The sequence below is a fragment of the Sphingomonas sp. G-3-2-10 genome, assembly GCF_012927115.1.
Classification (GTDB): Bacteria; Pseudomonadota; Alphaproteobacteria; order Sphingomonadales; family Sphingomonadaceae; genus Sphingomonas.
Map to the genome: position 1 here is coordinate 164,270 of NZ_JABBFY010000001.1, position 24,587 is coordinate 188,856.

Annotated in this window: 19 protein-coding genes and 1 pseudogene; 9 read left to right on the forward strand and 11 right to left on the reverse strand. The window is 67.0% G+C overall.

Annotation, left to right across the window (positions count from 1 at the left end; genetic code table 11):
• Positions 1-38: 38 nt before the first annotated feature.
• The 6 genes and pseudogenes from HHL13_RS00895 to trxC all read right to left on the reverse strand — a co-directional run bounded on the left by HHL13_RS00895 (position 39) and on the right by trxC (position 3,200).
• Positions 39-605 (reverse strand): RNA polymerase sigma factor, encoded by a 567-nt coding sequence (locus tag HHL13_RS00895; RefSeq protein ID WP_169553907.1) that lies wholly within the window; start codon positions 603-605, stop codon positions 39-41.
• Positions 602-1,039 carry a periplasmic heavy metal sensor gene (locus HHL13_RS00900; protein WP_169553908.1) on the reverse strand — a complete coding sequence of 146 codons (438 nt, stop codon included), beginning with the start codon at positions 1,037-1,039 and terminating at the stop codon, positions 602-604. The genes HHL13_RS00895 and HHL13_RS00900 overlap by 4 nt, the downstream gene beginning before the upstream one ends.
• Positions 1,039-1,308, reverse strand: a complete 270-nt coding sequence (locus tag HHL13_RS00905) for a hypothetical protein (RefSeq protein WP_169553909.1) — start codon at positions 1,306-1,308, stop codon at positions 1,039-1,041. Before HHL13_RS00905 ends, HHL13_RS00900 begins: the two co-directional genes overlap by 1 nt.
• Positions 1,309-1,491: 183 nt before the next feature.
• Positions 1,492-1,863, reverse strand: a complete 372-nt coding sequence (copC, locus tag HHL13_RS00910; protein WP_169553910.1) for a copper homeostasis periplasmic binding protein CopC — start codon at positions 1,861-1,863, stop codon at positions 1,492-1,494.
• 61 nt (positions 1,864-1,924) lie between these two features.
• Positions 1,925-2,458, reverse strand: a pseudogene (locus HHL13_RS22795) (2-oxoglutarate and iron-dependent oxygenase domain-containing protein).
• 292 nt (positions 2,459-2,750) lie between these two features.
• Positions 2,751-3,200, reverse strand: coding sequence for a thioredoxin TrxC (gene trxC, locus HHL13_RS00920; RefSeq protein WP_169553911.1), 450 nt, complete (start codon positions 3,198-3,200; stop codon positions 2,751-2,753).
• Positions 3,201-3,288: 88 nt separating this feature from the next.
• Between trxC and HHL13_RS00925 the strand changes: the two genes are divergently transcribed.
• Entirely contained in the window at positions 3,289-4,818 is a 1,530-nt protein-coding gene (locus tag HHL13_RS00925) for a tryptophan halogenase family protein (protein ID WP_169553912.1), read from the forward strand.
• On the opposite strand, the gene HHL13_RS00930 is transcribed toward HHL13_RS00925, so the two are convergent.
• The 4 genes from HHL13_RS00930 to HHL13_RS00945 all read right to left on the reverse strand — a co-directional run bounded on the left by HHL13_RS00930 (position 4,819) and on the right by HHL13_RS00945 (position 10,724).
• On the reverse strand, positions 4,819-5,799 hold the full coding sequence (locus tag HHL13_RS00930) for a 4Fe-4S dicluster domain-containing protein (RefSeq protein ID WP_169553913.1): 981 nt from the start codon (positions 5,797-5,799) through the stop codon (positions 4,819-4,821). It lies immediately after the preceding gene.
• Between the two features lie 13 nt (positions 5,800-5,812).
• On the reverse strand, positions 5,813-8,023 hold the full coding sequence (locus HHL13_RS00935) for a TonB-dependent receptor (RefSeq protein WP_169553914.1): 2,211 nt from the start codon (positions 8,021-8,023) through the stop codon (positions 5,813-5,815).
• Between the two features lie 48 nt (positions 8,024-8,071).
• Entirely contained in the window at positions 8,072-9,280 is a 1,209-nt protein-coding gene (locus tag HHL13_RS00940; protein ID WP_169553915.1) for an alginate export family protein, read from the reverse strand.
• 76 nt (positions 9,281-9,356) lie between these two features.
• Positions 9,357-10,724 carry a cation:proton antiporter gene (locus tag HHL13_RS00945; RefSeq protein WP_169553916.1) on the reverse strand — a complete coding sequence of 456 codons (1,368 nt, stop codon included), beginning with the start codon at positions 10,722-10,724 and terminating at the stop codon, positions 9,357-9,359.
• A 203-nt stretch (positions 10,725-10,927) separates the two neighbouring features.
• Between HHL13_RS00945 and HHL13_RS00950 the strand changes: the two genes are divergently transcribed.
• From HHL13_RS00950 to HHL13_RS00980, 7 genes are all read left to right on the forward strand, one after another.
• Entirely contained in the window at positions 10,928-11,176 is a 249-nt protein-coding gene (locus HHL13_RS00950) for a type II toxin-antitoxin system Phd/YefM family antitoxin (RefSeq protein ID WP_169553917.1), read from the forward strand.
• On the forward strand, positions 11,176-11,673 hold the full coding sequence (locus tag HHL13_RS00955; protein WP_169553918.1) for a type II toxin-antitoxin system VapC family toxin: 498 nt from the start codon (positions 11,176-11,178) through the stop codon (positions 11,671-11,673). Before HHL13_RS00950 ends, HHL13_RS00955 begins: the two co-directional genes overlap by 1 nt.
• 6 nt (positions 11,674-11,679) lie before the next feature.
• The gene (locus HHL13_RS00960; protein WP_169553919.1) at positions 11,680-12,054 is read left to right on the forward strand and encodes a hypothetical protein; all 375 of its coding nucleotides are present in this window, start codon (positions 11,680-11,682) and stop codon (positions 12,052-12,054) included.
• A gap of 83 nt (positions 12,055-12,137) precedes the next feature.
• Entirely contained in the window at positions 12,138-13,280 is a 1,143-nt protein-coding gene (locus HHL13_RS00965; RefSeq protein WP_169553920.1) for an efflux RND transporter periplasmic adaptor subunit, read from the forward strand.
• A gap of 1 nt (position 13,281) precedes the next feature.
• Positions 13,282-16,458: a CusA/CzcA family heavy metal efflux RND transporter gene (locus HHL13_RS00970; RefSeq protein ID WP_169556701.1), complete on the forward strand. Its 3,177-nt coding sequence runs from the start codon at positions 13,282-13,284 to the stop codon at positions 16,456-16,458.
• 150 nt (positions 16,459-16,608) lie between these two features.
• Positions 16,609-20,742 carry an autotransporter domain-containing protein gene (locus tag HHL13_RS00975; protein WP_169553921.1) on the forward strand — a complete coding sequence of 1,378 codons (4,134 nt, stop codon included), beginning with the start codon at positions 16,609-16,611 and terminating at the stop codon, positions 20,740-20,742.
• A gap of 94 nt (positions 20,743-20,836) precedes the next feature.
• Positions 20,837-21,892, forward strand: a complete 1,056-nt coding sequence (locus tag HHL13_RS00980; RefSeq protein WP_169553922.1) for a helix-turn-helix transcriptional regulator — start codon at positions 20,837-20,839, stop codon at positions 21,890-21,892.
• On the opposite strand, the gene HHL13_RS00985 is transcribed toward HHL13_RS00980, so the two are convergent.
• The gene (locus HHL13_RS00985; RefSeq protein WP_169553923.1) at positions 21,876-22,946 is read right to left on the reverse strand and encodes a phytanoyl-CoA dioxygenase family protein; all 1,071 of its coding nucleotides are present in this window, start codon (positions 22,944-22,946) and stop codon (positions 21,876-21,878) included. The two genes, HHL13_RS00980 and HHL13_RS00985, sit on opposite strands and share 17 nt — an antisense overlap.
• Positions 22,947-23,235: 289 nt before the next feature.
• Between HHL13_RS00985 and HHL13_RS00990 the strand changes: the two genes are divergently transcribed.
• Entirely contained in the window at positions 23,236-24,582 is a 1,347-nt protein-coding gene (locus tag HHL13_RS00990; RefSeq protein WP_169553924.1) for a tetratricopeptide repeat protein, read from the forward strand.
• Positions 24,583-24,587: the final 5 nt, after the last annotated feature.

Genomic DNA, 24,587 nt, shown 5'->3' on the forward strand with positions numbered 1-24,587 from the left:
ACGCGGCGGCCCCGGAAATCCCTCCCCGCACACGATCGTCAGCCGTCGAGACTCTGGAGCAGCTTGATCCGCGCGCGGCGAAGGCGCGTTTCGACTGCCTTCTCGCTGATCCTGAGCGCTTCGGCGGTTTCGGCCTGCGACAGGCCTTCGATGGTGCGCAGAACGATCACTTCCCGGAGCGAAGACGGCAGTTCGCTGATCGCGTGCGACGTCCGCCTCAGGGCGTCACGATCGGCGATCTCCACATCATGGCCGGGCCGATCCTCCGCGACGCGTTCGGCGGCATTGTCGATCGGCAGCGCGAACGCGATCAGCCGCCGCACCGCGCGCCGCCGGCCCCAGTCGCGGCATTTGTTCACGGCGATCGTCGTCAGCCAGGCGCGCATCGAGCGGGCGGGATCGTAGCGCCGCAGCGCCCCGTGCGCGGCCATAAAGGTTTCCTGGACAAGATCGAGCGCTTCGTCGGGATCACCGATCGATCCGGCGACGATCCGATAGATCGGGTCGCGATGGCGGCGGAGGATTTCCGCGAAGGCATTCGTGCGCCCGGCAAGGCTCAGTGCGGCCAGTTCGCCGTCCGAGAGGCTCGCTAGGTCGAGACTCACCGGCTTTCTGCGGTCAGCGCCTTCACCACCGCCTTGTCGAACCGGGCCGCCTGATCGGGCCGGAGGATCGCGCGCATCGCGAAGACATGCGCGAGAGTCTCCTTCTGCAGTTCGCCCATTGCGACATGGATGCGATCGACGGCCTCGCGGACCTGCGGCCCCGCCGAATGTTCGGCCTGGATCGCTGCGGCGAGCCGGGCATTGTCGGCGCGCAACGCCATTTCGAGCGCCTTCTTGCGCAGCGCGAACTGGCGTTCCAGCTCGTCGAGCTGCGCCTGTTGTTTCACATCGAGATCGAGGCCGTGATGGAGCAGCAGGTGCAGCTCGGCGTTCGGCTGGTGCGGTGCGGGCAGGAGATAGCGGCCCGTCGCCACGCCGCCGATCGCGGCGACGAACGCGATGAATGCGATCAGCAGGATGCGCCGTACGTCCATCAGCCGCCGCCCAGCAGCGTCGAGGGCGCCAGTTCCCAGCTGTCGTCGAAGGTCGAGATCTGTTGCGCCTGCGCAGCCGAGGACCAGCCGCCGGCAACGCCCATCCCGACGGCCAGGACGGCGGCGATCGTGCTCGTCACCGCGAAATTCTCCCGGCGGGGCCGGGGCGCGGAAATCTGGTCCAGCACGGCCATCGAAACCGCGTCGAGCCCGGGATGCGGCGGTTGCGCCGCCAGCCGCCCGAGCATGTCATCCAAATCGTCGCGCATATCCTGATCTCTATCCTCACCCGGTATTACGCGGTTTCCGCGCTTTCCCCTCATCGCGCATTGGCTGCGCCTTTGGGGGTGAGCGTCACCGTCGCGCCTGCCTGCAAGGAGGCGCCAGAGGCCGTCATCATGTCAAGCCCCGTGGCGCAGGGTGAGGTGCGCCCGAACGCGGGAAGGCGCGGGTCAGCGAACCTTGAATTCGTAGCTGCCCTCGATCCGCTGGGTGTCGGCCGAGGCGACCTTGTAGGTGACCTTGTAGGTGCCGGGCACGAGCGGACGGGCGAAGGTGAGGACAAGGCTCTTGCCGTCGGGGCCGATCGCGGCGCGGCTCTGGATCGGCATCGGCGGATGATCGGCCATGCCCGGCATCCCGGTCATCACCACCTGCGCGGTGGAGAGGCGAGCGACGAGGCGTTCGGAAAAGGAAAGCTGCACCTTCGCCGTCGGCTTCACGGTTGCGTTGGCGGCCGGGGTCGCCGCGACCAGCCTGGGCTGGGCCGCTGCCGGAGCAACGATGACGATGGCGGCGGCGAGGGCGGAAATGAGGGAACGCATCGAAAGAATGTCTCCATGAAGCGGCGCGATCGCCGACATTCTCAATTACGCATTCGTGTCGCTATCCCCTCATCCCCGGCAAGAATCGCGGATGCAGCGCTCGGCCCAAGGCTATGCGGCGGGCGATCGCCAGCCCGCGCATCAGAGCTTTGGCCGCCGCGATCGTGGCGGCGAGATATTCCTCGACGACCAGTCTCAGTTCGGGCGCGCGCTCGGGCCACAGATTGGCGCCGTGCATGGGCCAGCCGGCGGCGACGCGGGGATCTTCCGGGCCAAGCTCCTCCCCGAGATAGAGGCCCTCCTTGCGATCCGGCAGTCCCGACGTCAGCTCGCCGCCCAGCGGGAACCATCCCCGCTACGCGATGCCGCCCTTGCCCATCGCGATGGCGGCCTTTTCGGCTTCGGGCAGCGCGAAGAAGCGATGCGATGCCGCTTCGAGCCGGTCGAACAGCGCGTCGTCGATCCCGTGGCCTTCGGCATAGAAGAAGCCATATTCGCGACAGGCGGCATCGAGCGCGCCAGCCGCCCGCGCTACGTCGGCGGGGGAGTCCATTGTGCGCAGCGCGGAGATGTCGATTGCGGGAAGCGTCGGCATTGCACGGGCCTCATTTAGCGAGCGGGAGAAAATCCTATCGTCTGAATGGGAATTTTATACCAGACCGGGACCCTTTCGGTCGATCCGGCATTTTGATTCCGCAGCAAGGAGAGGCCGGATGGAGCGCGGTAGTGATTGGGCCTGCTTTACGCAGCAGGCGCGTTTCCAGCGCGAGAGAGCGCGAATGTCCGGCGACGGGCGCGCCGCGCTGGCCTGTCTGCGCATGGCGGAGCTGTTCGAGGATCTGGCCGCCCGGGCGAAGCATCTGCGCGGGCGGAGCTGACGGACCGCGTCAGGCCTGGCGCAGCGCCTGATCGATCCACTGGACGATCGCCGAAGTCGGCATCGCGCCCGACGTGCGAGCGACTTCGCGGCCCTTATGGAACGTGATCATGCAGGGAATGCCCTGAATGCCGTAGCGCGCGGCGATGCCCGGCTCGGCTTCGGTATCGAGCTTGGCCAGCCGCACCTTCGGCTCCAGCTTCGCCGCCGCCGCCGCGAAGTTCGGCGCCATCGTCCGGCACGGACCGCACCATGCCGCCCAGAAATCGATCACGACGGGCAGGTCGCCTTTCACCACATGCCGGTCGAAACTGGCGGCGCTGAGATCGATCGCCTTGCCGGGGAAGAGCGGGTTGCCGCAGGTGCCGCATTTCGGTTGCTGGTCCAGCCGCGCGCGCGGCACGCGATTGAGCGCGCCATCGGTGGGGCAGACGACGATCAGCGTCTCGGGTTCGGCCACGCATTCCTCCTTCGATCCCGCGAATACGCCCGCGCGAAATTACCGTTCCCGGCTATCCAGAATCGCGCCGCTGCACTAGTCAGTCTTCATGGCTCGCAAGCGCAGGATATTGGTGGTTGGCGGGGGCACCGCGGGGTGGCTGACCGCAGCCTATCTTGCGCGGTCTGGAGCGGATCATCTCCAGATCACCTTGCTGGAATCGCCTGAGATCGGGATCATCGGCGTGGGCGAGGGGACCTTCCCCACGATCCGCCGCACGCTGCAATATCTCGGCATCGACGAAGCCAATTTCATCCGCGAAACCTCGGCCACGTTCAAGCAGGGCATCCGCTTCAACGACTGGACCGAAACCCCGGCCGATGGCCGCCACAGCCATTATTTCCACCCGTTCGAAGCGCCCTTCTACACCGAAGAAGCCAGCCTGGTTTCCTATTGGCTGCTGCAGGACGAAGCGACGCGCCCGCCCTTTGCCGAAGCGGTGACGATCCAGAACCGGGTCGCCGAGGCGCGCCGTGCGCCGAAGCGGCCGCACGAGGGCGAATTCTCCGGGCCGCTCAATTACGCCTATCATTTCGACGCGACCCGGTTGGCGCAGGTGCTGTCCGATCGCGCGCGGGTGCTGGGCGTCGAGCATAAGGTCGGGATGCTCACCGATGTCGTGCTCGATGAGCGCGGGGCGATCGACCATGTCGTCACGCGCGAACATGGCGATCTGACCGCCGATCTGTACATCGACTGCACCGGTTTCCGCGCAGAACTGATCGGCAAGGCGCTGGACGTGCCGTTCAAATCGGTGCGCGACCAGCTGTTCACCAATCGCGCGCTGGCCTGCAAGATCCCCTATGATCGCGCCGACGCGCCGCTGGAGAGCTATACCATCGCCGCCGCGCACGAAGCGGGCTGGACCTGGGACATCGGGCTGAAGGGGGCGCGCGGGATCGGCTGCGTCTATTCGAGCGACCATCTTAGCGACGATCGCGCCGAGGAAATCCTGCGCGGCTATATTGGGCGGGGCATCGGCAAGGCGGACATCAGCCCGCGGCTGATCCCGTTCGAGGCCGGCTATCGCGAGCGGCAATGGGTGAAGAACTGCGTCGCGGTGGGGCTGTCGGCGGGATTCCTCGAGCCGCTGGAATCCACCGGCGTGGTGATGATCGAAGCCGCGATCGGAATGATCGCCGAGCTGCTGCCCGCAGGCGGTCCGGTCGATGCGCCGGCGCGGCGCTTCAACCAGCTGATGATCGCGCGCTATGACAATATCGTCGATTTCCTGAAGCTGCATTACTGCCTCAGCAACCGCACCGAACCCTTCTGGCGCGACAATGCCGATCCGGCGTCGATCTCGGATCGGTTGCAGGACCTGCTCGACCAGTGGCGTTATCGCCCGCCGAGCCGGTTCGACTTCATCCTCGATCTCGAGAGCTTCGCCTTCTTCAACTATCAGTACATCCTGTACGGCATGGGCTTCAAAACCGACCTCGCGCCGGTGCGCGAGGATTTCCCGAACGTGCGCGGTGCGGATCGCATTTTCGCGAAGATCCGCGGCTTTGGCGAAAGCGCCACGCGCGACCTGCCATCGCACCGCGCGCTGATCGAGGAAATCAACGCGGCGGCCTGATTACCCCGCCGCCTCGCGCCGCCGCGCCAGCTTCACCAGCAGATTGTCCGCCACGCCCGGCCGCGACCAGGGGCACACCGCGATGCACACCGCGCAGCCTGCATTCTCGGCGAAGTACGGAATGCACTTGTCGAAATCGGTGTACCAGCGCTCGACCCCGCGCACCCAATGCTTTTCGTGGGTGATCGCATCGGGCGGGCAGGCATCGGCGCACACCCGGCAATTGGCGCAGAAGTCGTCCGCACCGAACGGCTTCGCCCGGTCGAAATCGAGCGGCATATCGGTCGTGACGCCTGCAAGCCGCAGGTTCGATCCGTAGGTCGAATTGATCAGCGAACCATGCTTGCCCAGCTCGCCCATCCCCGCGTCGATCGCGGCGGGGATCAGCAACAGCGACGAGGCGCGCGGGCCGGGAAAGGCGTGCGCGGAAAAGCCCTGCCGCCGGATCCAGTTGGCCAGCGCGAACGCGGCGCGGGTGCCACGGGCATATTGCCGCCCGACCTCGGCGATGCAGGCGCCATTCTCCGCCGTGCTCGGGGCCTGTTTCAGCTGGTCGTAATCGTGCGGGAAGCCGAGCAGGATCACATTGGGATCTTCGATCGAATAGCCTTGGACGATGTAATGCTCCTTCACCATCGTCGCGCCGAACAGATCGGATTCGTTCGCCAGCGCGAAGTCGCGCGCGCGATCGGTCCATTCGGTGGCGGTCAGCACTTCAGGGTCCGGATGGATCGGCTCCAGCGGGGGATGGTCATAGGCCGCGGCGAATGCCTCAAGCGCTTCCGGACTCTCCCGGCACGATGCCCCCGCCATCTGCTGCACCGCGCCGAACGGATGCTGTTCGGGCGGATGCCAGAACATCGGCGAGGCGCGGCGGAAGTCGCGCTCGCCAAGGCCGTTGATCCGGTTGCCCGAGGCCCCCGGCGGCATCGCCGCGAGGAATTCGGCCGAAGGCGTATAGGTCTTGGGCGCGCGAGCCATGCGATCCTCCCTCCTAGAAGCTGTACGACAGACGCACCCCGAACTGGCGCGGCGGCAGGGGGGCGACGAACACATCGCCGCCGATCAGCGGATCGCTCGACGGGAAAGCATAGTCGAAGCTGTCGAGCAGATTGTTGACGTAAGCCGTCACGCGCAGATCGCCCGAGACCCATGAGGCGCTCAGATTGATCCGGTCGTATCCCGGCGCGGTCAGCTGGTCGCCCGATCGCGAGACGCGGGTATTGTCCTGGATGATGATCGCATCGACATAGCGATACTCGCCGGACAGCTCGATCCTGTCGCCGTCCGCCAGCGGGATGCCATAGGTCGCGGCGAGCGACACCGTGGTCTCCGGCACATTCTCGAACGGCGTGCCCGACAGGTTGGTCTTGTCTGTCGCGGTGAAAACGCGGGTGAAATTGTCGAAGCGCGACCGCGAATAGGAGACTGCGCCATTGACCTCGAGGTTCGGCACGGGGCGCAGCTTCAGCTCGGCTTCGAAGCCATCGACATGGCTGTTCGCGGCATTGTCGACCACGCTCACCGGGGTCGGCCCACCGCCCGGATCGGGGACGACGTTGAGCAACTGTTGATTGCGGATCTCGATATGATAGAGCGCGGCGTTGAAGGTCACGCCACGGCCCAACGTGGACTTCACGCCGATCTCGTAATTCTCCGAACTCTCGTCGTTGAAGGGGAGGTTGCCTGCGGCATTGCCGGGAAAGCGGTTGATCCCGCCGGCTTTCCAGCCCTCGGCATAGGTGGCGTAGAACAACAGGCCCGGCGCCGCCTTGTACGACAGCGATCCCATCCACGAGAAATTGTCGAATTCGGCGCGGGCGTTGCGCACCACGGTCTGGACCGAGTTGAGCGGCGGGCCGAAGCGCTGGCCGCGATCGCCGGTGCCGGCCACTTCCTCATGCGACCAGCGGCCGCCCATCGCGATCTCGATCGCATCGACCGGCCGGAACGCGACTTGCCCGAACGCGGCATAGCCGTTCCGGTCGTCGCGATAATCCTCGTAGATGTAGAGCGCGGCGGGGAAGGGGACGGTGCCCGGACCCACGCGGCGCTGGCGCTGCTGATCCTGCCGCTGGTCGAAATAATAGCCGCCGGCCAGCCAGTTGAACGCGCCCATATCGCCGGTCAGCCGCACTTCCTGACTGATGAAGCGCTGCTGGATGCCGACATCGAGCGTCGCGCCCTTGAAGGTCTGCGGCGTGGGCGCGACCGGGAGCAGGGCGGGCAGGGTGGTTTCGTTCTGGACGCTGATCCGGCTGTCCATGTCGGTGAACACGTCCGATTCCGAATAGCGATAGCCGCTGATCGACGTCAGCGTGATCCGGTCGCTCAGCCGGGCGGTGACGTTCAGCTGGATGCCGTGATTGCCCTTGTGATCGGGCGCGTCCTGATCGACCACGCTCTCGTAGCGTCTGGTCGAAAGCCGCACGCCACGGATCGCTTCGTTATAGTCGCGGTTGGTCAGGTCGCCGATCAGCATCACGTCCAGCGCATCGCTCGGCGCCCAGCGCAGCGTGCCGCGCACCGCATATTGCTCGTACCAGTCCTGCTTCCCGCCCAGCACGACATTGCGGATATAGCCGTCGCCCCGGCTGAAATCGGCGCTGACCCCGGCATAGAGTTTCCCGCCCAGCGGCCCGCTCAGTGAAGCCTGACCCCGGAAGGTGCCTTGTTCGGCAACGTCGAAGCGGATGCGTCCGCGCAGATCCGCACCCGGCTTGCGCGTGATCAGGCTGATCGCGCCGCCCTGCGTATTGCGCCCGAACAAGGTGCCCTGCGGTCCGCGCAGCACTTCCACCCGCTCCAGATCGAGGAATGCGGAATCGAAGCCGAGCTGCGGCACGTACATGCCGTCGAGGAACACGCCCACCGCCGGCTCAAGTCCCGCATTGAACCCGACGCCGCGCATGGTGAGATAAGCGAAGTCGGACGAATTGTTGACGCTGCCCGGCGCGGAGAACAGTCCCGGCACTTCGGCGAACAGCCCGTTCACGTCCTGCGTATTGCGCCGTTCCAGATCGTCGTCAGTGACCGCGCTGACCGAGAGGGGCACGTCCTGCAGCGTCTCGGCCCGTTTTCTCGCGGTGACGACGATCTCGTCGCCGCTCTCGCTCGCGACTTCCTGTGCGGCGGCCGGCGTGGCGACGATCGCCGCACAGGCCAGCAACGTTGCCCGCATGTGCAGGCGCTTGAATCCGGTCATCGATGCTCCCCCAATTCTATCTCGTTGAATGTGTCGCCGGACGGCGGGTCAGAGGCTGAAATCCAGCGTCAGCCACAATTTATCGGTGTCGGTCGCGAAGCTGTCCGCGTCGTAATGCGCGTATCGGGCGGACAGGGTGAAACGGCCGTGGCGAGCACTCGCCAGCAGGTCGAACTCGCTGCCGTAATGCTGGTCCAGCCGGTCGCTGCTGAAGTCGTGATAGGTCGCGGCCAGCGAGATTGCATCGAACGAGCCGACCTTCTTCCAGCCATGACCGAGCGTCGCGTAGGCGTCGTGCAGGCCGTTGGGCGGGGTGGTGGTGAACTTGTCGGCCCAGCCCTGCCATTTGAACAGCGAGGAGAGCGGCGTCTGCACGCTGGTGAGCGGCGTTCCGCCATCCGCGCCGAGCACTTCATAGCCGCCGGTCAGCGTGAAGCCCCTCGCCGCCAGCGAAGCCTCGCTCAGCCAGTAGGTCGCGGCATAGTTGTTGGGATTGCGGTGCCAGTCGCTCTGCCGCGCGACACTGGCGACATAGCCGAGCGTCAGTCCCTTCGCGATCGGCGTGGTGCCGGCGAAGCGCAGCCCGTAGGTCTGGCTCGACAGACGATAGCTCTGCACTGCGGCTTCGTCCTGATCGACCAGATAGGCGAAGGCGGTGAGCTTGCCCGGCTTCGATCCGTAGCTGAGTAGCGCGAAAACATTGTCGCCGCCCACCGCCTGCTGCCGCGCGCCTGAGCCGTTGCGACCGTTTACGGTCAGGTCGTTCCAGGCGTAGCTGATGTCGGCGCTGAAGCCCTGTGGCTTGCCATATTGGACGCGCACCGCGTCGAAGGTCTGCTCGTTTTGCCGAAAGCCCGCCGATCCGACGAAACGCTGGTCGGCAAGATCGAGCCGCTGGCGGCCCAGGGTCAGCCCCAGTCCGTTCGCGCCCGAATAGCGGATTTGCGCGCGGTTCAGCTCCAGATTGGCGGGGTCGACCACCAGCGGATAGCCGGTCCGCGCGTTGGTGCCGCTATTATAGTCCTCGACGATCGCGAGGGTTGCTTCGCCTTCGACCAGCACCGACCAGGGGCCGCCGGTTACTTCCACGCCCGGCCGGAGCCTGAGTGTGAGAGCCTCGGCGGGCAGCGCGATCCCCGCCTGATCGACTGTCTCGTAGCGCAGCCGCGCATCGAGCAACGGCTTTACGCGCACGTCCTGAGCGCAGGCGGTGCCGCTCGCGAGCAGCGCCGCCAGCAATGCCGGCAACGTCTTCATGATAGTCCCCCTTGCCGCCATCCGGCCCGTTCCGAGGGAAGCTGGAACGGGCCGGTCGGCGACTTTCGCTTGTCCGTCAGGCCGCGGCGGCGACCATACCGCCCTTGAGCTCGTCGAGCTCGCCGGTCTCGCGCGCCTTCTTGCCATAGACGACTTCGAACAGCGGGCTGGCCATCACGGTGGTGACGATCGCCATCAGCACCAGCATCGAGAAGAGCGTCGGTCCGATGATCCCCTTCTGCAGCCCGATATTGATGATGATCAGCTCCATCAGCCCACGCGAGTTCATCAGCACGCCGATGCCGAGCGCGGTGCGGTTGTCCTCTCCCGAGAAGCGCGCGGCGGCATAACAGGCGCCGAACTTGGCGAGGATCGAGACGATCAGGATGCCGAACGCGATCAGAAGCAGCTCGACCGAATTGACCATGTCCATCCGGGTGTTGAGGCCCGAGTAAGTGAAGAACATCGGCAGAAGCAGCACCACCGCGAGCGGCTCGATCTTCTTGCGCAGTTCGTCCGCGAACAGTCCGCGCGGCATCACCACGCCGAGGATGAACCCGCCGAAGATCGCATGGATTCCAACCACGTCCATGAAGAAGGCCGAAGTGCAGAAGGCGATCAGCACGACTGCGAGAATCGTGGGGCTCATCTCGCCCTTGGCCTCGACGGCGCGGGCGAGGGGCGCCAGCAGCTTGCCGCCGAACAGCACGACGATACCCGCCCAGAGCAAACCGCCGCCGATCGCGAGGATCGCCACGCCGGGGCCACCACCGAAGGTGGCGAGCACGACAGCGAGGACGCACCACGACACCGCGTCGTCGAACGCGCCGGCCGTCAGCGACAGCGTGCCGAGCGAGGTGTTGCTCAGGCCGCGCTCATGGATGATGCGGGCGAGCATCGGGAATGCGGTCAGCGCGATGCACGCGCCGAGGAACAGCGTGGCGCTGGCCTGCGAGATGCCAGGCGTGAAGAGGCCCGGCACGCCGAGCAGCATCGGTGTGATCAGTGCGGCGAGGAGGAACGGCACGAGGATGCCCGAGAAGGACACCGTCATCGCGCTCTTCGCCTTCGACTTGAAATGATCGATGCGCAGCGTGGTGCCGACCAGGAACATGTAGAGTCCCACGCCGAGCTGGGCGCCGACATAAAGGACGTTCTTCGATTCCTTGGGGAAGATCGCGGCCTGGATCTCCGGGAATAGCAGCCCGAGCAGCGATGGCCCGAGGACCACGCCCGCGATCATCTCGCCGACGACCTGCGGCTGGCCGAGGAATTTCTGGCCGAGCCAGCCGACCACGCGGCAGGTGAGGACGATCACGGCAAGCTGGAGGAAGAAATGGATGCTGTAGTCGCTCGGCGACATCGTCTTCACGCCGGCCACCACCGGCCCATGCGGCGCAAGCACGTCGCTCAACACGCGAATGACTTCGCTGAACGGATCCATTTCACTCTCCCCCAACGCGCCCGACCGGCAGGTCCGGGCGCTTTCCTGTGCTCAGACAAGAGGGCGGAGCCGGTCCTGCGCAATCGGAAAAGATGCAGTCGCGTGCATTTTTCCGGGCCGCGCGCGCTTTGTGTTGCGCGGCCAACACAGAGTAGTAATGTACCTACATGACAACGCGGACAATATAGGTACGTAGGTACAAAATGAAGGTCATCAGTAGCCGCGATTTCAATCAGGACGTGAGTAGCGCGAAGCGACTCGCGCGACTCGAACCGGTGTTCGTCACCGATCGCGGCAAGCCCACGCACGTGCTGATGAGCATCGCCGCGTTCCGCCAGCTGACCGGCGCGACCGAGAGCGTGGTGGACTTGCTGGCGATGCCCGGCGCCACGGGCTCGGATCTCGATCCACCCGCTGCCGAGAGCTGGGACCGGCGAGCGGATTTGCGCTGATGTTCCTGCTCGACACCGATATCGTCTTCGAACTGCGCCACGCCCGCGCCGGGCGCACCGATCCCGGCTTCACCGCATGGGCTTCGGGCGTTTCCACCCAGACCCTGTTCGTCTCGTCGATCGCGTTGCTCGAGCTGGGCAATGCGGCGACGCAGCTCGAACGCAAGGACAAGGCGGCCGCGCAGGCGATCGAGAGCTGGATCGATGCGCAGGTGATCCCGGCGTTCGAAGGGCGGATCCTGCCGGTGGATACTGCGACGGTCCGGCGGCGCGCGCAGCTTCCCTACGCCGATTCGCGCGACGGACTGATCGCGGCGACCGCCCTGGAGCATGGCCTGACGCTCGTCACGCGCAACACCGCCGCGTTTCGGGCGGGGCGGGTGAAGCTGTTCAATCCCTGGGGCTATACGCCCGACGCGTTCGACGAGGATCAGGACTGGCGGCAAGCGGCGCGCGCCGGGCCGCAATGGCTGAAGAACCTGTTCGTTCGCGCATGATCCCTGATGCGCGATGACAGGCGCGGCGCGATGGGTTATGGGGGCGGCATGTTCCGCCGTGGCTGGTTCCTGCTGGTCTGCCTGCTCGCATCGTCGCTGATCGCGACGACGACGGTGCATGCGCGTGAGGACATTCCCGGCGTCGAACTGTCGTGCAGCGGCATCACGCACCTGAGCGGCGAAGTGGAAGAACCCGCCGGAACCGTCGATCCGGGGCAGCCGCATCATCACGGCGCCTGTCATGGGCATGGCTATGCGACGCCGGCCACATCGGTTGCCGTTTCGGCGGCGGTGTCGCGGTCCCAGGGGCCGGTCGCCGCCCGCTATGCGCGGCTTGCCCGCCACACCCTCGATCCCGCGCTGAGGCCTCCCCGGGCCTGACGCCGCGCGCTCCGGCGCGTTCCGCCATAACCAGCTCAGCCAGCCGGCGCCGAAGGTGCGCGCCTGCTTCGGGGAATCCGTCCATGACGTTCAGATATGCGGCATTGCCGCTCGCTATTCTCATCCTGCTTCCGGCCTGCAACGGCGCGGAACCGCCCGCCAACACCAGCCCAGCCGAAGCCGCGGAAGCCGATCATGACGAGGAAGGCGTGGTCACGCTCACCGCGCGGCAGATCGCCACGGCAGGCATCGAACTCACCCATCCCGTGATCGGCGGCAGCGGCGGCGCGATCGAGCTGCCCGCGACGATCGAGGGGGATGCCGACGCCATACGCGTCGTCGCCGCGCCGATTTCCGGCCGCGTCATCGCGCTGAACCGCAACCTTGGCGACGCAGTACGCCGTGGCGAGACGCTGGCGATCCTCGAAAGCCGCGAAGCGGCGTCGCTCCATGCCGAAGTGGAGAAAGCCCGCACCCGGCTCGACTTGGCGCGCGCGACGCTGGCGCGGGACGAGGCGCTGTACAAGCGCGGCTTCCGCCCCTTGCGCGAAGTGGAGATTTCGCGCGCCGGTTTCGCCGAGGCAGAGACCAATCTGCAGCTGGCGCGGCAACAGGCTTCGGCTTCGGGCGCGCGGGGCGGGGGGCTCAATCGCATCGCCGTCACCGCGCCGATCGCGGGCCGGGTCATCGCCCGCCGCGCGACGCTGGGGCAGATGTTCATGGCCGACGCCGCCGATACCGAGCTTTTCCGCATCGCCGATACCAGCCGGCTGAGCGTCGCCCTGTCGCTTTCCTCGGCCGATGCCGCGCGCATCCCGCCCGGTACGCCGGTGGAGATCGTGGCCGGGGGGCGGCGCGGGAATGCGAAGATCCGCTTCGTGTCCCCCGCGCTCGACGCAGAGACGCGGCAGGTGCCGGCGATCGCGATGCTCGACACTCGTGCGGGCCAGTGGCGCGTCGGCGAGACGGTGACCGCGACCGTGCGGCTGGCCGCCGATGGCGACGCGGCGATCCGCGTGCCCTCCACGGCGGTACAGACGGTGGAGGGCAAGACCGTGGTGTTCGTCCGCACCGAAAGCGGCTTCCGCGCGGTGCCCGTTACGCTGGGCCGGCAGGACGGCGCGATGGTGGTGGTGACGGGGCTGACCGGGCGCGAGCAGATCGCGGCGGCGAACAGCTTCACGCTGAAATCCGCGCTCGGCGCGACCGAAGAGCATGGCCACTGAGATGATCGAACGCATCGTCAGCTGGGCCGTGGACAAGCGCTGGCTCGTCCTCCTCCTCACCTTCATCGCCGCGATCGTCGGCGGGGTTTCGCTCTATCGCCTGCCGATCGACGCGGTGCCCGACATCACCAACAATCAGGTGCAGGTGAACATCGTCGCGCCGGCGCTGTCGCCGGAGTTGATCGAGAAGCAGGTTGCGTTTCCGATCGAGACGGCGCTGGCCGGGATACGGGGGCTGGAGTCCACCCGTTCGCTCAGCCGGAACGGTTTCGTGCAGGTTACGGCCGTTTTCACCGACTCCACCGACATCTATTTCGCGCGAAGCCAGGTGCAGGAGCGGCTGACCGCGGTGCAGGCCGATCTGCCCGCGGGCGCGGTTCCCGAAATGGGGCCGATCGCGACGGGGCTGGGCGAAGTCTATATCTGGACGCTGCACTATGCCGAGCGCGCGCATGAGGGACACCGCCCCGGCGAGCCCGGGCTGCAGCCCGATGGCAGCTACATTACCCCCGAGGGCGACCGGCTGGAAAGCGCGGCGGACAAGGCGACCTATCTCCACACCGTGCAGGACTGGATCGTCGCGCCGCAGGTGAAATCGGTGGACGGCGTGGCCGGGATCGACTCGCTCGGCGGGTTCGAGAAGGAATATCTGATCGTCCCCGACGCGCAGCGCCTTGCCGCGCTGCGCCTGTCGCTGTCCGATCTCGCGACAGCGCTGGAGCGCAACAATGTCGCTACCGGCGGCGGCACCGTGAACCGCAATGGCGAGGGGCTGGCGGTGCGCGCCGACGCGCGCGTCCGCAGCCTCGCCGAACTGCGCGGCACGGTGATCGCCACGCGCGAGGGAACGCCGGTCACGCTGGGTCAGGTCGCCGAGGTGCGGCTGGGGCAGGGCGTCCGGCTGGGCGCGGCGTCGGAAAATGGACAGGAAGTCATCACCGGCACCGCGATCATGCGGATCGGCGAGAACAGCCGCACCGTCTCCACCGGCGTGGATGCGAAGCTGAAGGCGATCGCGCCGTCATTGCCGCGCGACATCGTGATCGAGCCGGTGCTTGACCGCACCCAGCTGGTCAACGCGACGATCGGGACGGTGACGAAGAACCTGTCCGAAGGCGCCTTGCTGGTGATCGTCGTGCTGTTCGCACTGCTCGGCAATTTCCGTGCTGCGCTGATCGCGGCGCTGGTTATCCCGATCACCATGTTGCTGACCGGGTTCGGGATGCTGCAGGCGGGTGTGTCGGCCAATCTGATGAGTCTCGGCGCGCTCGATTTCGGGCTGATCGTCGATGGCGCGGTGATCATCGTCGAGAATGCGTTGCGAAGGATCGCCGAGCGGCAGCATGAAGAAGGGCGCACCTTGACGGTGCCCGAACGGCTGGCGGTGGTCTCCGCCGCCGCGCGCGAGATGATCCGGCCCTCGGTCTATGGCCAGGCGATCATCATTCTCGTCTATCTGCCGTTGCTCACCCTGTCGGGCGTCGAGGGAAAGACGTTCGAGCCGATGGCGCTGACCGTGATCATCGCATTGGTCTTCGCCTTCATCCTCTCGCTCACCTTCGTGCCCGCGGCGATCGGGGTGATGCTGTCGAAGCCGGTCGAGGAGAAGGAAGGGCGCATCGTCGGCTGGCTCCGCCGGGGCTACCGCCCGGGGCTCGACCGGGCGATGGCGCGGCCGAAGACGACGCTGGGCATCGCGATCGGGGCGCTGGCGTTGGCGGCGGGCGGTTTCGCCACGTTGGGCCAGGAATTCCTGCCCCAGCTCGACGAAGGCGATGTGCTGGTCTCGGCCTTCCGCACGCCGGGAACCTCGGTCGAGCAGAGCCAGAAGATGCAGGCGCAGATCGAACGCGCGCTGCACGGGATGCCCGAGATCCGCGTCGTCTTTTCGCGCACCGGTACGGCGGAGGTCGCATCCGATCCGATGCCGCCCAACGCGACCGATACGTTCATCATGCTCAAGCCGCGCCGCGAATGGCCCAATCCGTCGGAGGACAAGGCGAAGCTGGTCGAGCGGATCGAGGCCCGGCTCGCGCAGGTGCCGGGCCATGCCTATGAAGTGACCCAGCCGATCCAGATGCGCTTCAACGAGCTGATCGCCGGCGTGCGGTCCGACGTGGCGGTAAAGGTCTTCGGCGAGGACTTCGGCGAGATGAACGCCACCGCGCAGCGGATCGCCGCGATCCTGCGGCGCATCCCGGGCGCGGAGGACGTCAAGGTCGAGCAGACCGAAGGCCTGCCGATGCTAGACATCGCTTTCCGCCACGACGCCGCATCGCGGCTGGGCGTGCAGGCGCAGGACGTGACCGACACCGTCGCGGCGGCCGTGGGCGGGCGCGAGGCCGGGGTGATCTTCGAAGGCGACCGGCGCTTTCCGGTCGTGATCCGTCTGTCCGATGCGGTGCGCAGCGATATCGAGGCGCTGGGTCAGGTGCCCGTCCCGACGCCATCGGGCGCGTTCGTGCCGCTGGCGTCGGTGGCGGAGATCCGCCTTTCCGACGGCCCCAACCAGGTGAGCCGGGAGAACGGCAAGCGCCGGGTGGTGGTGCAGGCCAATGTGCGCGGCCGCGACGTGGCGAGCATGGTCGCCGAAGCCGAAGCCGCGATCGCGCGCGAGGTTCAGCTGCCTGCGGGGATCTGGCTCGAATGGGGCGGTCAGTTCGAAAATCTCGCTTCGGCGCGCGATCGGCTGGCGATCGTCGTGCCTGCCTGTTTCGTGCTGATCCTGCTGCTGCTCCACGGCGCGCTGGGCAATGTCCGCGATGCGCTGATCGTGTTCACCGCGGTGCCGCTGGCGCTGGTCGGGGGGGTGGCGGCGCTGCTGTTGCGGGGCATGCCCTTCTCGATCTCGGCGGCGGTGGGGTTCATCGCGCTTTCGGGCATCGCGGTGCTCAACGGACTGGTGATGCTGACTGCGATCCAGCAGCTGATGGCGCAGGGCAGGGACCGGGCGGCGGCGGCGCGCGAGGGTGCGCTGATGCGGTTGCGGCCGGTGGCGATGACTGCGCTGGTGGCTAGCCTGGGCTTCCTGCCGATGGCGCTGGGGCATGGCGCGGGGGCGGAGTTGCAGAAGCCGCTCGCGACGGTGGTGATCGGCGGGCTGGTGTCGGCGACGCTGCTGACCCTGTTCGTCCTGCCGACGCTCTATGCGCGGCTGGGGCGCGCGCGGCCGGGGTGAAGCGCGCGCGTCACCACTAAACACTACGCAATGCGACAGGTTGCAACTTGGTGTGCACGTTCCCGCTCCGGCAGAAACTCGCCCGATCGGCACGCCTGACGAACAGGCTGGAAGACCGGTCACAGGTTTTCCAGCCGGAGTTCGAGTCCCATGTCCATCGCCCGCCTTCCGCTCGCCCCGCGCCGCGCTTTGCTGCTCGGCACCACCGGCCTCTGCCTGCTCTTCGCCACTCCCGCGCTTGCGCAATGCGCGACGGATGGCACGGACTTTAGCTGCTCGGGCGAGAATACAGGTTCGATCGATATCTTCAGCCCGGCGCCGGTCGAAGTCGTGATCCAGCCTGGCTTCTCGATCACCGGCAGCAACGGCGACGCCGCGCTCGTGATCCGCGGGGGCAATTCGATCACCTATACCGACAATGGCAGCTCGACCGTGACCGGCACAACTGCGCGCGGGCTGCTGATCGTCGGCGGGTCGGGCGGATCGGGCAAGGTCACGGTCAACAGCGCCGGCAACATCACCGGGGCAACGCTGGGCGCCCAGGTCAACAGCCTCGGATCGGGCGGAGTCGAGGCGCGGTTCAGCGGATCGATCACCGGCATCGGCAGTTTCGGGGTCGGCGTGCTCAATGCGCCGGGATCGAACCTGCCGGGGATCCCCAACAACACGGTGCTGGTGACCAGCGGCCCGGTCAGCGGCACCAACGGCATCGTCGTTGAGGGCCGGGGCGCGTCGGGATCGATCAGCATTACCACGACGGGCACCGTCACCGGCACCAGCGCCACCGGCAATGCCATCAGCGCGCAGCATAGCGTCGCCGGCGTCGGCGGGGACATCAATGTGACCACCAGCAACATCGTGTCCGCCGGAGTAGGCGTGAACGTCAGCAACAATGGGACGGGCGCAACCACCATCCAGATCAACGGAACGGTCGATACCGCCGGGTCCGGCGTAGGTGCGATCCACACCGCCACGGCCACCGCGCTGTCGATCACGACCAACGGCGCGATCAATGCCGGGCGCACCGGCATCCTGGCGAGCAATAATGGCAGCGGCGACACGAGCGTTACCGCCAATGCGCAGATCACCACACAGAATCTCAATCCCGCTGTTGCCAACGGCATTCCGAGCGGCAACGGCATCACCTTGTCCAACGGCTTGCTGGCCGGCAACGCGACGGTGCGTGCTGCGGGCGTCGATGGCGGTCGTGGCGGCATCCTTGTCGTCAATAATGGCCTGGGCTTCACCAGCGTGATCGCGACCGGCCCGGTCCGCGCGCGCGCCGGCATTGGGATCGAAGTGGTGACCAGCGCCACCACCACCGACACGATCGTCAACTCGGCAGGCGTCACTGCCACCGGCGACGGGATCAACGTTACGCATAACGGCACCGGCGCGCTCAGCATCATCGCCACCGGCGACGTGGTGTCCGAAAACGGCGTCGGCATCCGTGCCCGGGTCGACGCCGGCACCGATCTGGCGGTCAACGCGACCAACGTCCGAGGCAACACCCTCGGCATCTTCGCCAGCAGCCGGGGGCGCGACATCTCGGTAACCGCGACCGGGCTGGTTCAGGCCAACGCCACCGACGGTGTCGGCGTCTCCGCCCGCAATGTCGTCGGCGCGCGCGGCATCGCGGTCAACGTCAACGCGGTGGATGCCGCCACCGGCATCTTCGTCGAGAATGTCGGCACCGGCCCAACCAGTGTAACGGCGACAGGCCTCGTGCTCGCGCGCAACGGGTCTGGCATGGACATTCGCACCCGAGCGGCCTCGGGCGGGACGACGATCAACGTCGCCAATGTTACCGGATCGACGGACGGCATCACCGCTTCGCTCGGCGGCACTGGCGATGTCGTCATCAATGCGACGGGCCTCCTCTCCGGCGAGGCTATCAACGGCTTGAGCCTTAGCGACTTTGCGGCGGGCAACCTGACGATCAACGTGAACCAGGTGTCGGGCGGGGCGAACGGCGTCCGCGCGAACAACAGCGGCGGCAGTTTCCGCTTTACCGCGACCGGCCTGCTCTCGGGAGGCACCGGCACCGGGGCGAGCATCGCCAACAATGCGTCCGGCGTTGACCTGCTGGTCAACGTCGCCTCCGTGCAGGGCGGGGTCAACGGCTTGTCCGTTTTCAACGGCGGCACGGGCAATACTGAGGTGACCGCGACCGGTGCGCTGATCGGCGGCACCGGTGACGGCCTGATCGTAACCGGGAACACCGGCAGCGGTGACCTGACCGTTAACCTCGTCGATGCCAGCGGCGGCCGGTTTGGTCTTGTCGGCCAGACTGCGGGCACCGGAAACGCGCGCGTGACCGCGACGGGAACGGTACGCGGCGTAACGGCCGGTGCGCGGCTTATTGCTGTCGGCGATGCGGGCACGATGCTGGGCGATTTCCGCAACGTGACTGGGGTCGAGGCCGGGATCTCCGCCCGAACGCTGGGCAGTGGCCGACTGGCGTTGATCACGCGTGGCCTGATCGAAGGCGGGACCGCAGCGATCGACATTGAGGCAGGCAATGGCGAGGCCTGGACACTCACCAACAGCGGCACGATCCGCAACAGCTCGGGCGTGTCGTCGGCGCTGGCGATCCGCTCGACCGACGGCTCGGGTACGATCACCAACAGCGGTGTCGTGCTCGGCACCGTCTCGCTCGGCGACTTCACCGCGCAGGGTGGCGGGCAGGGCCCCCAGAATGTCGGCCGGATCGGCACGCAGGCGGTTCCCAACGGCCATGAATTCGTGAACTCGGGCGAGTGGAACAGCATCGGCGGCACCAGCGAGTTCCTCGGCGCGGCCGATGTGCTCCGCAACCTGTCGGGCGGCCGTCTGGTCGGCGGCCTGAATTCGGGTGTGGCCGAGACCACGATCTACTCCGGCCTCGAAACGCTGGCCAATAATGGCACCATCACGCTGCGCGACGGCGGCATCGGCGACGTGATCCGCACCAGCGGCGATGCATCGTTCGGCGCAGGCTCGGTCTTCGCGGTCGATGCCGGCGGCGCGGGTTCCGACCGGTTCTTGGCGGGCGGCACGGTCACCATCGCGCCGGGCGCGCAGCTCCAGGTGGGCAACCCGCAGACCCTCGTCCTCGGTACGCGCTACACCATCCTCGAGGCAGCAGGCGGCGTGACCGGCAGCTTCACCTTCACCAACCAGCTCATCTCGACCTTTGTCGGCTATCGTCAGGGCCAGACGGCCAATACCGTGTTCGTCGAACTCGCCCAGCTCCGCACCTTCGCGGCCGCCGGAAACACCTTCAACCAGCGCAGTGTTGCCGGCGCGCTCGACAGCTTGCCGAGCAGCAATCCGCTCGCGGCCGCCGTGTTGATTCTGCCGAGCGATACCGCCGCGCAGGGGGCTTTCGACGCGCTCTCGGGCGAAATCCATCCCGGCGTCCGCACCGCGCTGATCGAGGACACACGCCTGCCGCGCAACGCCGCGCTGGCGCGCCTCGACGATCGCCGGGGCGGCGCGATCTGGGGCCATGCGCTGGGCAATTGGGGCCAGAGCGACGGCGCGGCCGGCGTCGGCGATCTGCGCCGCGACGGCTATGGCGCGATCCTCGGCGCGGACGTTGCGCTGGGCGACACCGCCTCGATCGGCATTGCCGGGGCCTATCTGGAGCGCGACCTCGATCTGCCGTCGCGCGCCAGCAGCGGCACGCTCAAGAGCACGCACGTCCTTGGCTATGCCGGGGTCCGCTTCGGCGGCTTCGGGATCAAGGCTGGTGCAGGCTATGCCACCGCCAGCATCGACACGGTGCGCGGCATCGCCTTTCCCGGCATCGCCCAGACCGTCACCGCCGATTATGACGGCACCGTGCTTCAGGGCTTTGCCGAGGCCGGTTACCGCATCCCGCTCGCCGGCGGGCATGTCGAGCCCTTCGCCCAGATCGCCACGATCCGCGCCGAGACCGACGGCTTCGCCGAAACTGGCGGCAGCGCGGCGTTGACGGCTAGCGAGGAGCAGGACAACGCGACGATCTCGACGCTGGGCGTGCGGTTCGAAACTGCCCGCGCGGGCGCCTTCTCGGTCGGCGGCATGGCCGGGTGGCAGCATGGCTTCGGCACGCTCGATCCCGCCACCGGCTTCCGCTTCGCCACCGGCAACGGGTTCACCGTGCTGGGCGCGGCCCGCTCGCGCGATGCGGCGGTGGCGACGATCGACGCGCGCTTCCGCCTGTCGCCCGGCATCACCTTCTCGGTCGCCTATGACGGTGCGTTGGGATCGTCGGGCGCGGACCACAGCGTCAGCGGCGGCTTGCGGATCGCCTTCTGATAAAAGGGGGACGGCTCCCGCCTCGTGCGGGCGGGAGCCGAATTCACGTCGGACCGGTTTGATGCGCGAGAGGCGATGGCATAGGCTTCGCGCCGTGTTCGCGATTCAGAAGATCTACGACGCCGCGTTCGAAGAGCGGCAATTCCCCGAACTGATCGAAGCCCTGACCGTCTATTTCGGCGGGCAGAGCGGCTTTATCGGCTGGAGCAACAATGACAGCCAGGCGCGATTCGAGGCGCAATATGGCAATGATTCCGCATGGTTGCAGCGTTATGTCGAGACCTATTGGGAACACGACATCCTGCGCCCGCATCTGTTCGCGGCGCCCGAGGGCGAGCCGGTGCCGGTCCATCCGCTGCTGCAACAGCCCGAGGTGCGCGCCTCGCGCTTCTACCGCGAATATCTCGAGCCCCAGCGCATCGTCGACAATCTGGCGGTCAACCTGATCAAGCGCGACAATATGGCCGGCACGCTTGCGGTGATCCGCACCGGCGATGCGCCGCCGTTCGACGCCGCCGACATTGCGCGGATGCGCGAGCTGGTGCCGCATCTGCGCCGTGCGATGTTCCTCGCCAGCTACCGCATCCGGCAGGAGAATCTGATCCACGCCTATCGCCAGACCGCGCATGGCGCGCGCGACGGGCTGGTGCTGCTCGACGATGCCGGGCGGGTGATCGATCTGGGGCCGGAGATCGAGGCGTTGACCGGGCTAAGTTCGTCCGCCGCGACCCGGTCCGCCTTCGGCAAGGCGCTGGCCAAGGCGATGCGCGCGGACGGCCCGCTGCTCCACGATCATGAGACGGAGGGCGGCACGATCCGCCTGCTCCTCCGCTCGCAGCCGCTGGAGCGCAATTTGTTCGGCGACCTGGTCGAAGGCCCCGGCGCGGCCCATGCGGTCAGCGTCACCGCGCTCGATCGCCGCTGGGGCCTCGCCTACGAAGCCATCGCGACGGCGCACAAGCTGACCCCCGGCGAAGCCCGCGTGCTGGAAGACGTGCTGACTCACGGCGAGATGACCGAGACTTCGGAACGCCTCGGCATGGCGCGGGCGACGGCGCGCAGCCACCTTCACCGCATCTACGCGAAGACGGGAACGAAGGGCTTCCCGGACCTGTGCCTGTTCGCGCACCGGTTTATCTTGCCTCGGTGAGGGGTGCCGGTAGATCGGGAGAATCCAGAAGGTCGCCAAAGCACAGGGGATGCGCGGCCAATGTGGGATGTGGCGAATAGCCATCATTCCAGAACTTGGGTTCGACGATGTCGCGCGCGATGCTCATGCTGAACAATCGCCGGGGCTGTGGCGATCGGTTGTCGGGTCCGGCATGGAGCAAGTCGCTCCGATAGAGAATGATCGTCCCTTTTCGCGGCGCCGTCTGGACCAAGCGGAACTGGCCATTCAGGGCGTCGCGGTGGTGATACAGCCGCCACAAATTGCGCGGGCCGAGCCCGCGAAGGCTGAATTGGGAATTTTTTCCCAATGCAAAGCGCAGCAAATTCGGCTGGTGCTGATCCCATTTCGTCGAGAATACACGGTCGAGAAATTCGCCGGGCGCCAGAGGGGCTCCCTTGCCGTTTCGCATGTCCCACAGCTTTTTCAGATTATGGCGCAGGATGCGATAGTTACACTGTACCCGAAACAGATCGATCAACGCATGGGCACTGCCGCCATGTCTGCTCTCGGAGCCGCCATACAGGTGCGTACCGGGAATGAATACGGTCCCGCCCTGCTGCTCCGATACGTCCTCCACGGCGGCAAACAGGCTGATCACGCCGGCGGGGTCGCGGTGAATATATTGGTGCGACGAGCCGAGATAGCTGGTCAATGTGGTGACTTCGAGCAGCGGCCGCGACCGCCCGCAATATTCCGAGATCACGCCCTCGAGACGCTGCGCCAATCGGGCGGCAAAGCCGGTTACAGGCGGCGTCGAAGGCAGCGAGCAGAAGTCGCGGCGCGCATAGCGATTGTCCGTCTCGCTGGCGAAGGCGCCCCGGCTGCGATCCGGATCCTCGATGGTCTGACGGATCAGCGCCAGACCCGCATCGGCTTCCTCGTCCGACAGGAGGCTGGTCAGGATGACCAGGCCGTGCGTATCCATCACCGTCCGGGCTTGCCGGGCGCAATCTTCGGTGAGCTTGCCCCGTTCATCCAGGACTGCGGGCACTTCGAACTCGAGTGTATCGTTGGAAACCTTGAGTTCGTTCATGCCAATCCGCCTTCGACGATCCGGCCTTCCCCGAGTGTCACGTCTGTGCGCGGCAGTGCTGGAGAGTTTGGGACCCGCCCATTTCATTGACACAGAAGCTTCTACGTCGGGTTAACCTCGCCCAACCACCCTTGCTTGCCGCGCAAAAGCGGCCGTTCCGCCAAGGGGCGCAAAGCAGTCCGTCCAAGCCCTCCTAAACAGATGATGGATGCCCCGCCTCGCGCGCTACGCTAGCCCGCACCCGGTCGAACCGCGGGGCAGCGATCGTGTATCTGATCAGCCAGTCAGTATGAGTGCCGAGCGCCGCGACCGGATCGACGGGTGGAAGTCGATCGGCGCCTATTTCGGCCGCGATCGGACCACCGCGATCCGCTGGGCGCGCGAGCGCGATCTTCCCGTGCATCGCATCCCCGGCGGCAAGACCGGTACCGTCTTCGCGTTGCGGCACGAGCTGGAGCTATGGGCTCGGGGAGCGGAGGCGGCCGTCGATCCGGCCGTCGAAGCCGAAGCGCCGGTTCCGGCGGAGCCCGCGCCGCCATCTTCGCGGCTGGTCCGGCGCATCGGGCTGTTCGGCGCGGCGGCGATCGGGTTGCTGGGCATCGGTTCGTTCGCGCTGCCCGCGCTCACGCCTCCGCCGGTCCCGGCGGCAAAGCCGACGGCGATCGTGCTGCCTGCCGATCCCGCCATCGCCGAGCGGTTCATGGCCGCGCGCGATCTGGTGGCGGAGCGCGATGCGGTGTCGCTCGAACGGGCGATTGAGCTGCTGCGCGACGTGACGAAGCGCGATCCCGGCTATGCCGCGGGCCATGCCGCGCTGGCGGAGGCGCTGATCCTCTCACGCGAGTTCGGGATGCGCGACGATGCCGGGGCATTCTTCGATGCGCGGATCGCGGCGCGCAATGCGCTGCGGCTCGATCCGCGCCTGTCGAACGCGCACCGGATGCTCGGCTTCATCGCCTATTGGTGGGATCGCGACATCGTCGAGGCGCGGGCGGCGTTCGAGCGGGCGATCGATCTCGCGCCCGACGATCCCATTGCGCATTTCTGGTACGGCAATGTGCTGGCCGATCATGGCGACGCCGCCGTCGCGCTGAAGCATCTCAACGCCGCGCGCACCATGCAGCCCGGATCGGTCGCGATCCTCACCGATCTTGCCTGGGCGCAATGGTCGGCGGGGGAGGAAGCGGAGCCGCTCGCCGCGCTGACCGGGATCGCGCGGAGCAACCCCGATTTCGCGGTGGCGCATGATTGCCTGGGCATCATCCGCTATGCCGGAGGCGACGTGGCGGGATATGCCGCCGCGCTGGCTCGCTTCGCCGAGTTGCGCCACGACAAGGCGCTGGGCGCCCATGCCGAAGCGGTGCGGACGGCATTGGCGCAGGGCGCGGGCGCCGCGAACGACCTGATCCTGCGTCACGCGCTGGCCGAAGTCGCGGCCTATCCCAACCGCACCCATGCCTGGCCCGCATTCGTCGCGTCGACCGGCAGGGACCGCGCCCGGCTGGTCGAGGTGCTGCGTATCGCGGAGGGGCGTAAGGAACGGTGGGGCGATGCCGGACTGGTGCTGCGGATGAAGCAGCGCTGGGCGGGGGACGCGGAGATTACCCGGCTGATCGCGGCGATGCGCCGCGGCTGATGTAA

What these genes read in the sequence shown, in the direction of transcription:
- HHL13_RS00900 (WP_169553908.1), bottom strand. Translation starts at nt 1,039, where the DNA reads ATGGACGTACGGCGCATCCTGCTGATCGCATTCATCGCGTTCGTCGCC.
- HHL13_RS00905 (WP_169553909.1), bottom strand. Translation starts at nt 1,308, where the DNA reads ATGCGCGACGATTTGGATGACATGCTCGGGCGGCTGGCGGCGCAACCG.
- copC (WP_169553910.1), bottom strand. Translation starts at nt 1,863, where the DNA reads ATGCGTTCCCTCATTTCCGCCCTCGCCGCCGCCATCGTCATCGTTGCT.
- HHL13_RS00925 (WP_169553912.1), top strand. Translation starts at nt 3,289, where the DNA reads ATGGCTCGCAAGCGCAGGATATTGGTGGTTGGCGGGGGCACCGCGGGG.
- HHL13_RS00930 (WP_169553913.1), bottom strand. Translation starts at nt 5,799, where the DNA reads ATGGCTCGCGCGCCCAAGACCTATACGCCTTCGGCCGAATTCCTCGCG.
- HHL13_RS00935 (WP_169553914.1), bottom strand. Translation starts at nt 8,023, where the DNA reads ATGACCGGATTCAAGCGCCTGCACATGCGGGCAACGTTGCTGGCCTGT.
- HHL13_RS00940 (WP_169553915.1), bottom strand. Translation starts at nt 9,280, where the DNA reads ATGAAGACGTTGCCGGCATTGCTGGCGGCGCTGCTCGCGAGCGGCACC.
- HHL13_RS00945 (WP_169553916.1), bottom strand. Translation starts at nt 10,724, where the DNA reads ATGGATCCGTTCAGCGAAGTCATTCGCGTGTTGAGCGACGTGCTTGCG.
- HHL13_RS00950 (WP_169553917.1), top strand. Translation starts at nt 10,928, where the DNA reads ATGAAGGTCATCAGTAGCCGCGATTTCAATCAGGACGTGAGTAGCGCG.
- HHL13_RS00955 (WP_169553918.1), top strand. Translation starts at nt 11,176, where the DNA reads ATGTTCCTGCTCGACACCGATATCGTCTTCGAACTGCGCCACGCCCGC.
- HHL13_RS00960 (WP_169553919.1), top strand. Translation starts at nt 11,680, where the DNA reads ATGCGCGATGACAGGCGCGGCGCGATGGGTTATGGGGGCGGCATGTTC.
- HHL13_RS00965 (WP_169553920.1), top strand. Translation starts at nt 12,138, where the DNA reads ATGACGTTCAGATATGCGGCATTGCCGCTCGCTATTCTCATCCTGCTT.
- HHL13_RS00970 (WP_169556701.1), top strand. Translation starts at nt 13,282, where the DNA reads ATGATCGAACGCATCGTCAGCTGGGCCGTGGACAAGCGCTGGCTCGTC.
- HHL13_RS00975 (WP_169553921.1), top strand. Translation starts at nt 16,609, where the DNA reads ATGTCCATCGCCCGCCTTCCGCTCGCCCCGCGCCGCGCTTTGCTGCTC.
- HHL13_RS00985 (WP_169553923.1), bottom strand. Translation starts at nt 22,946, where the DNA reads ATGAACGAACTCAAGGTTTCCAACGATACACTCGAGTTCGAAGTGCCC.
- HHL13_RS00990 (WP_169553924.1), top strand. Translation starts at nt 23,236, where the DNA reads ATGAGTGCCGAGCGCCGCGACCGGATCGACGGGTGGAAGTCGATCGGC.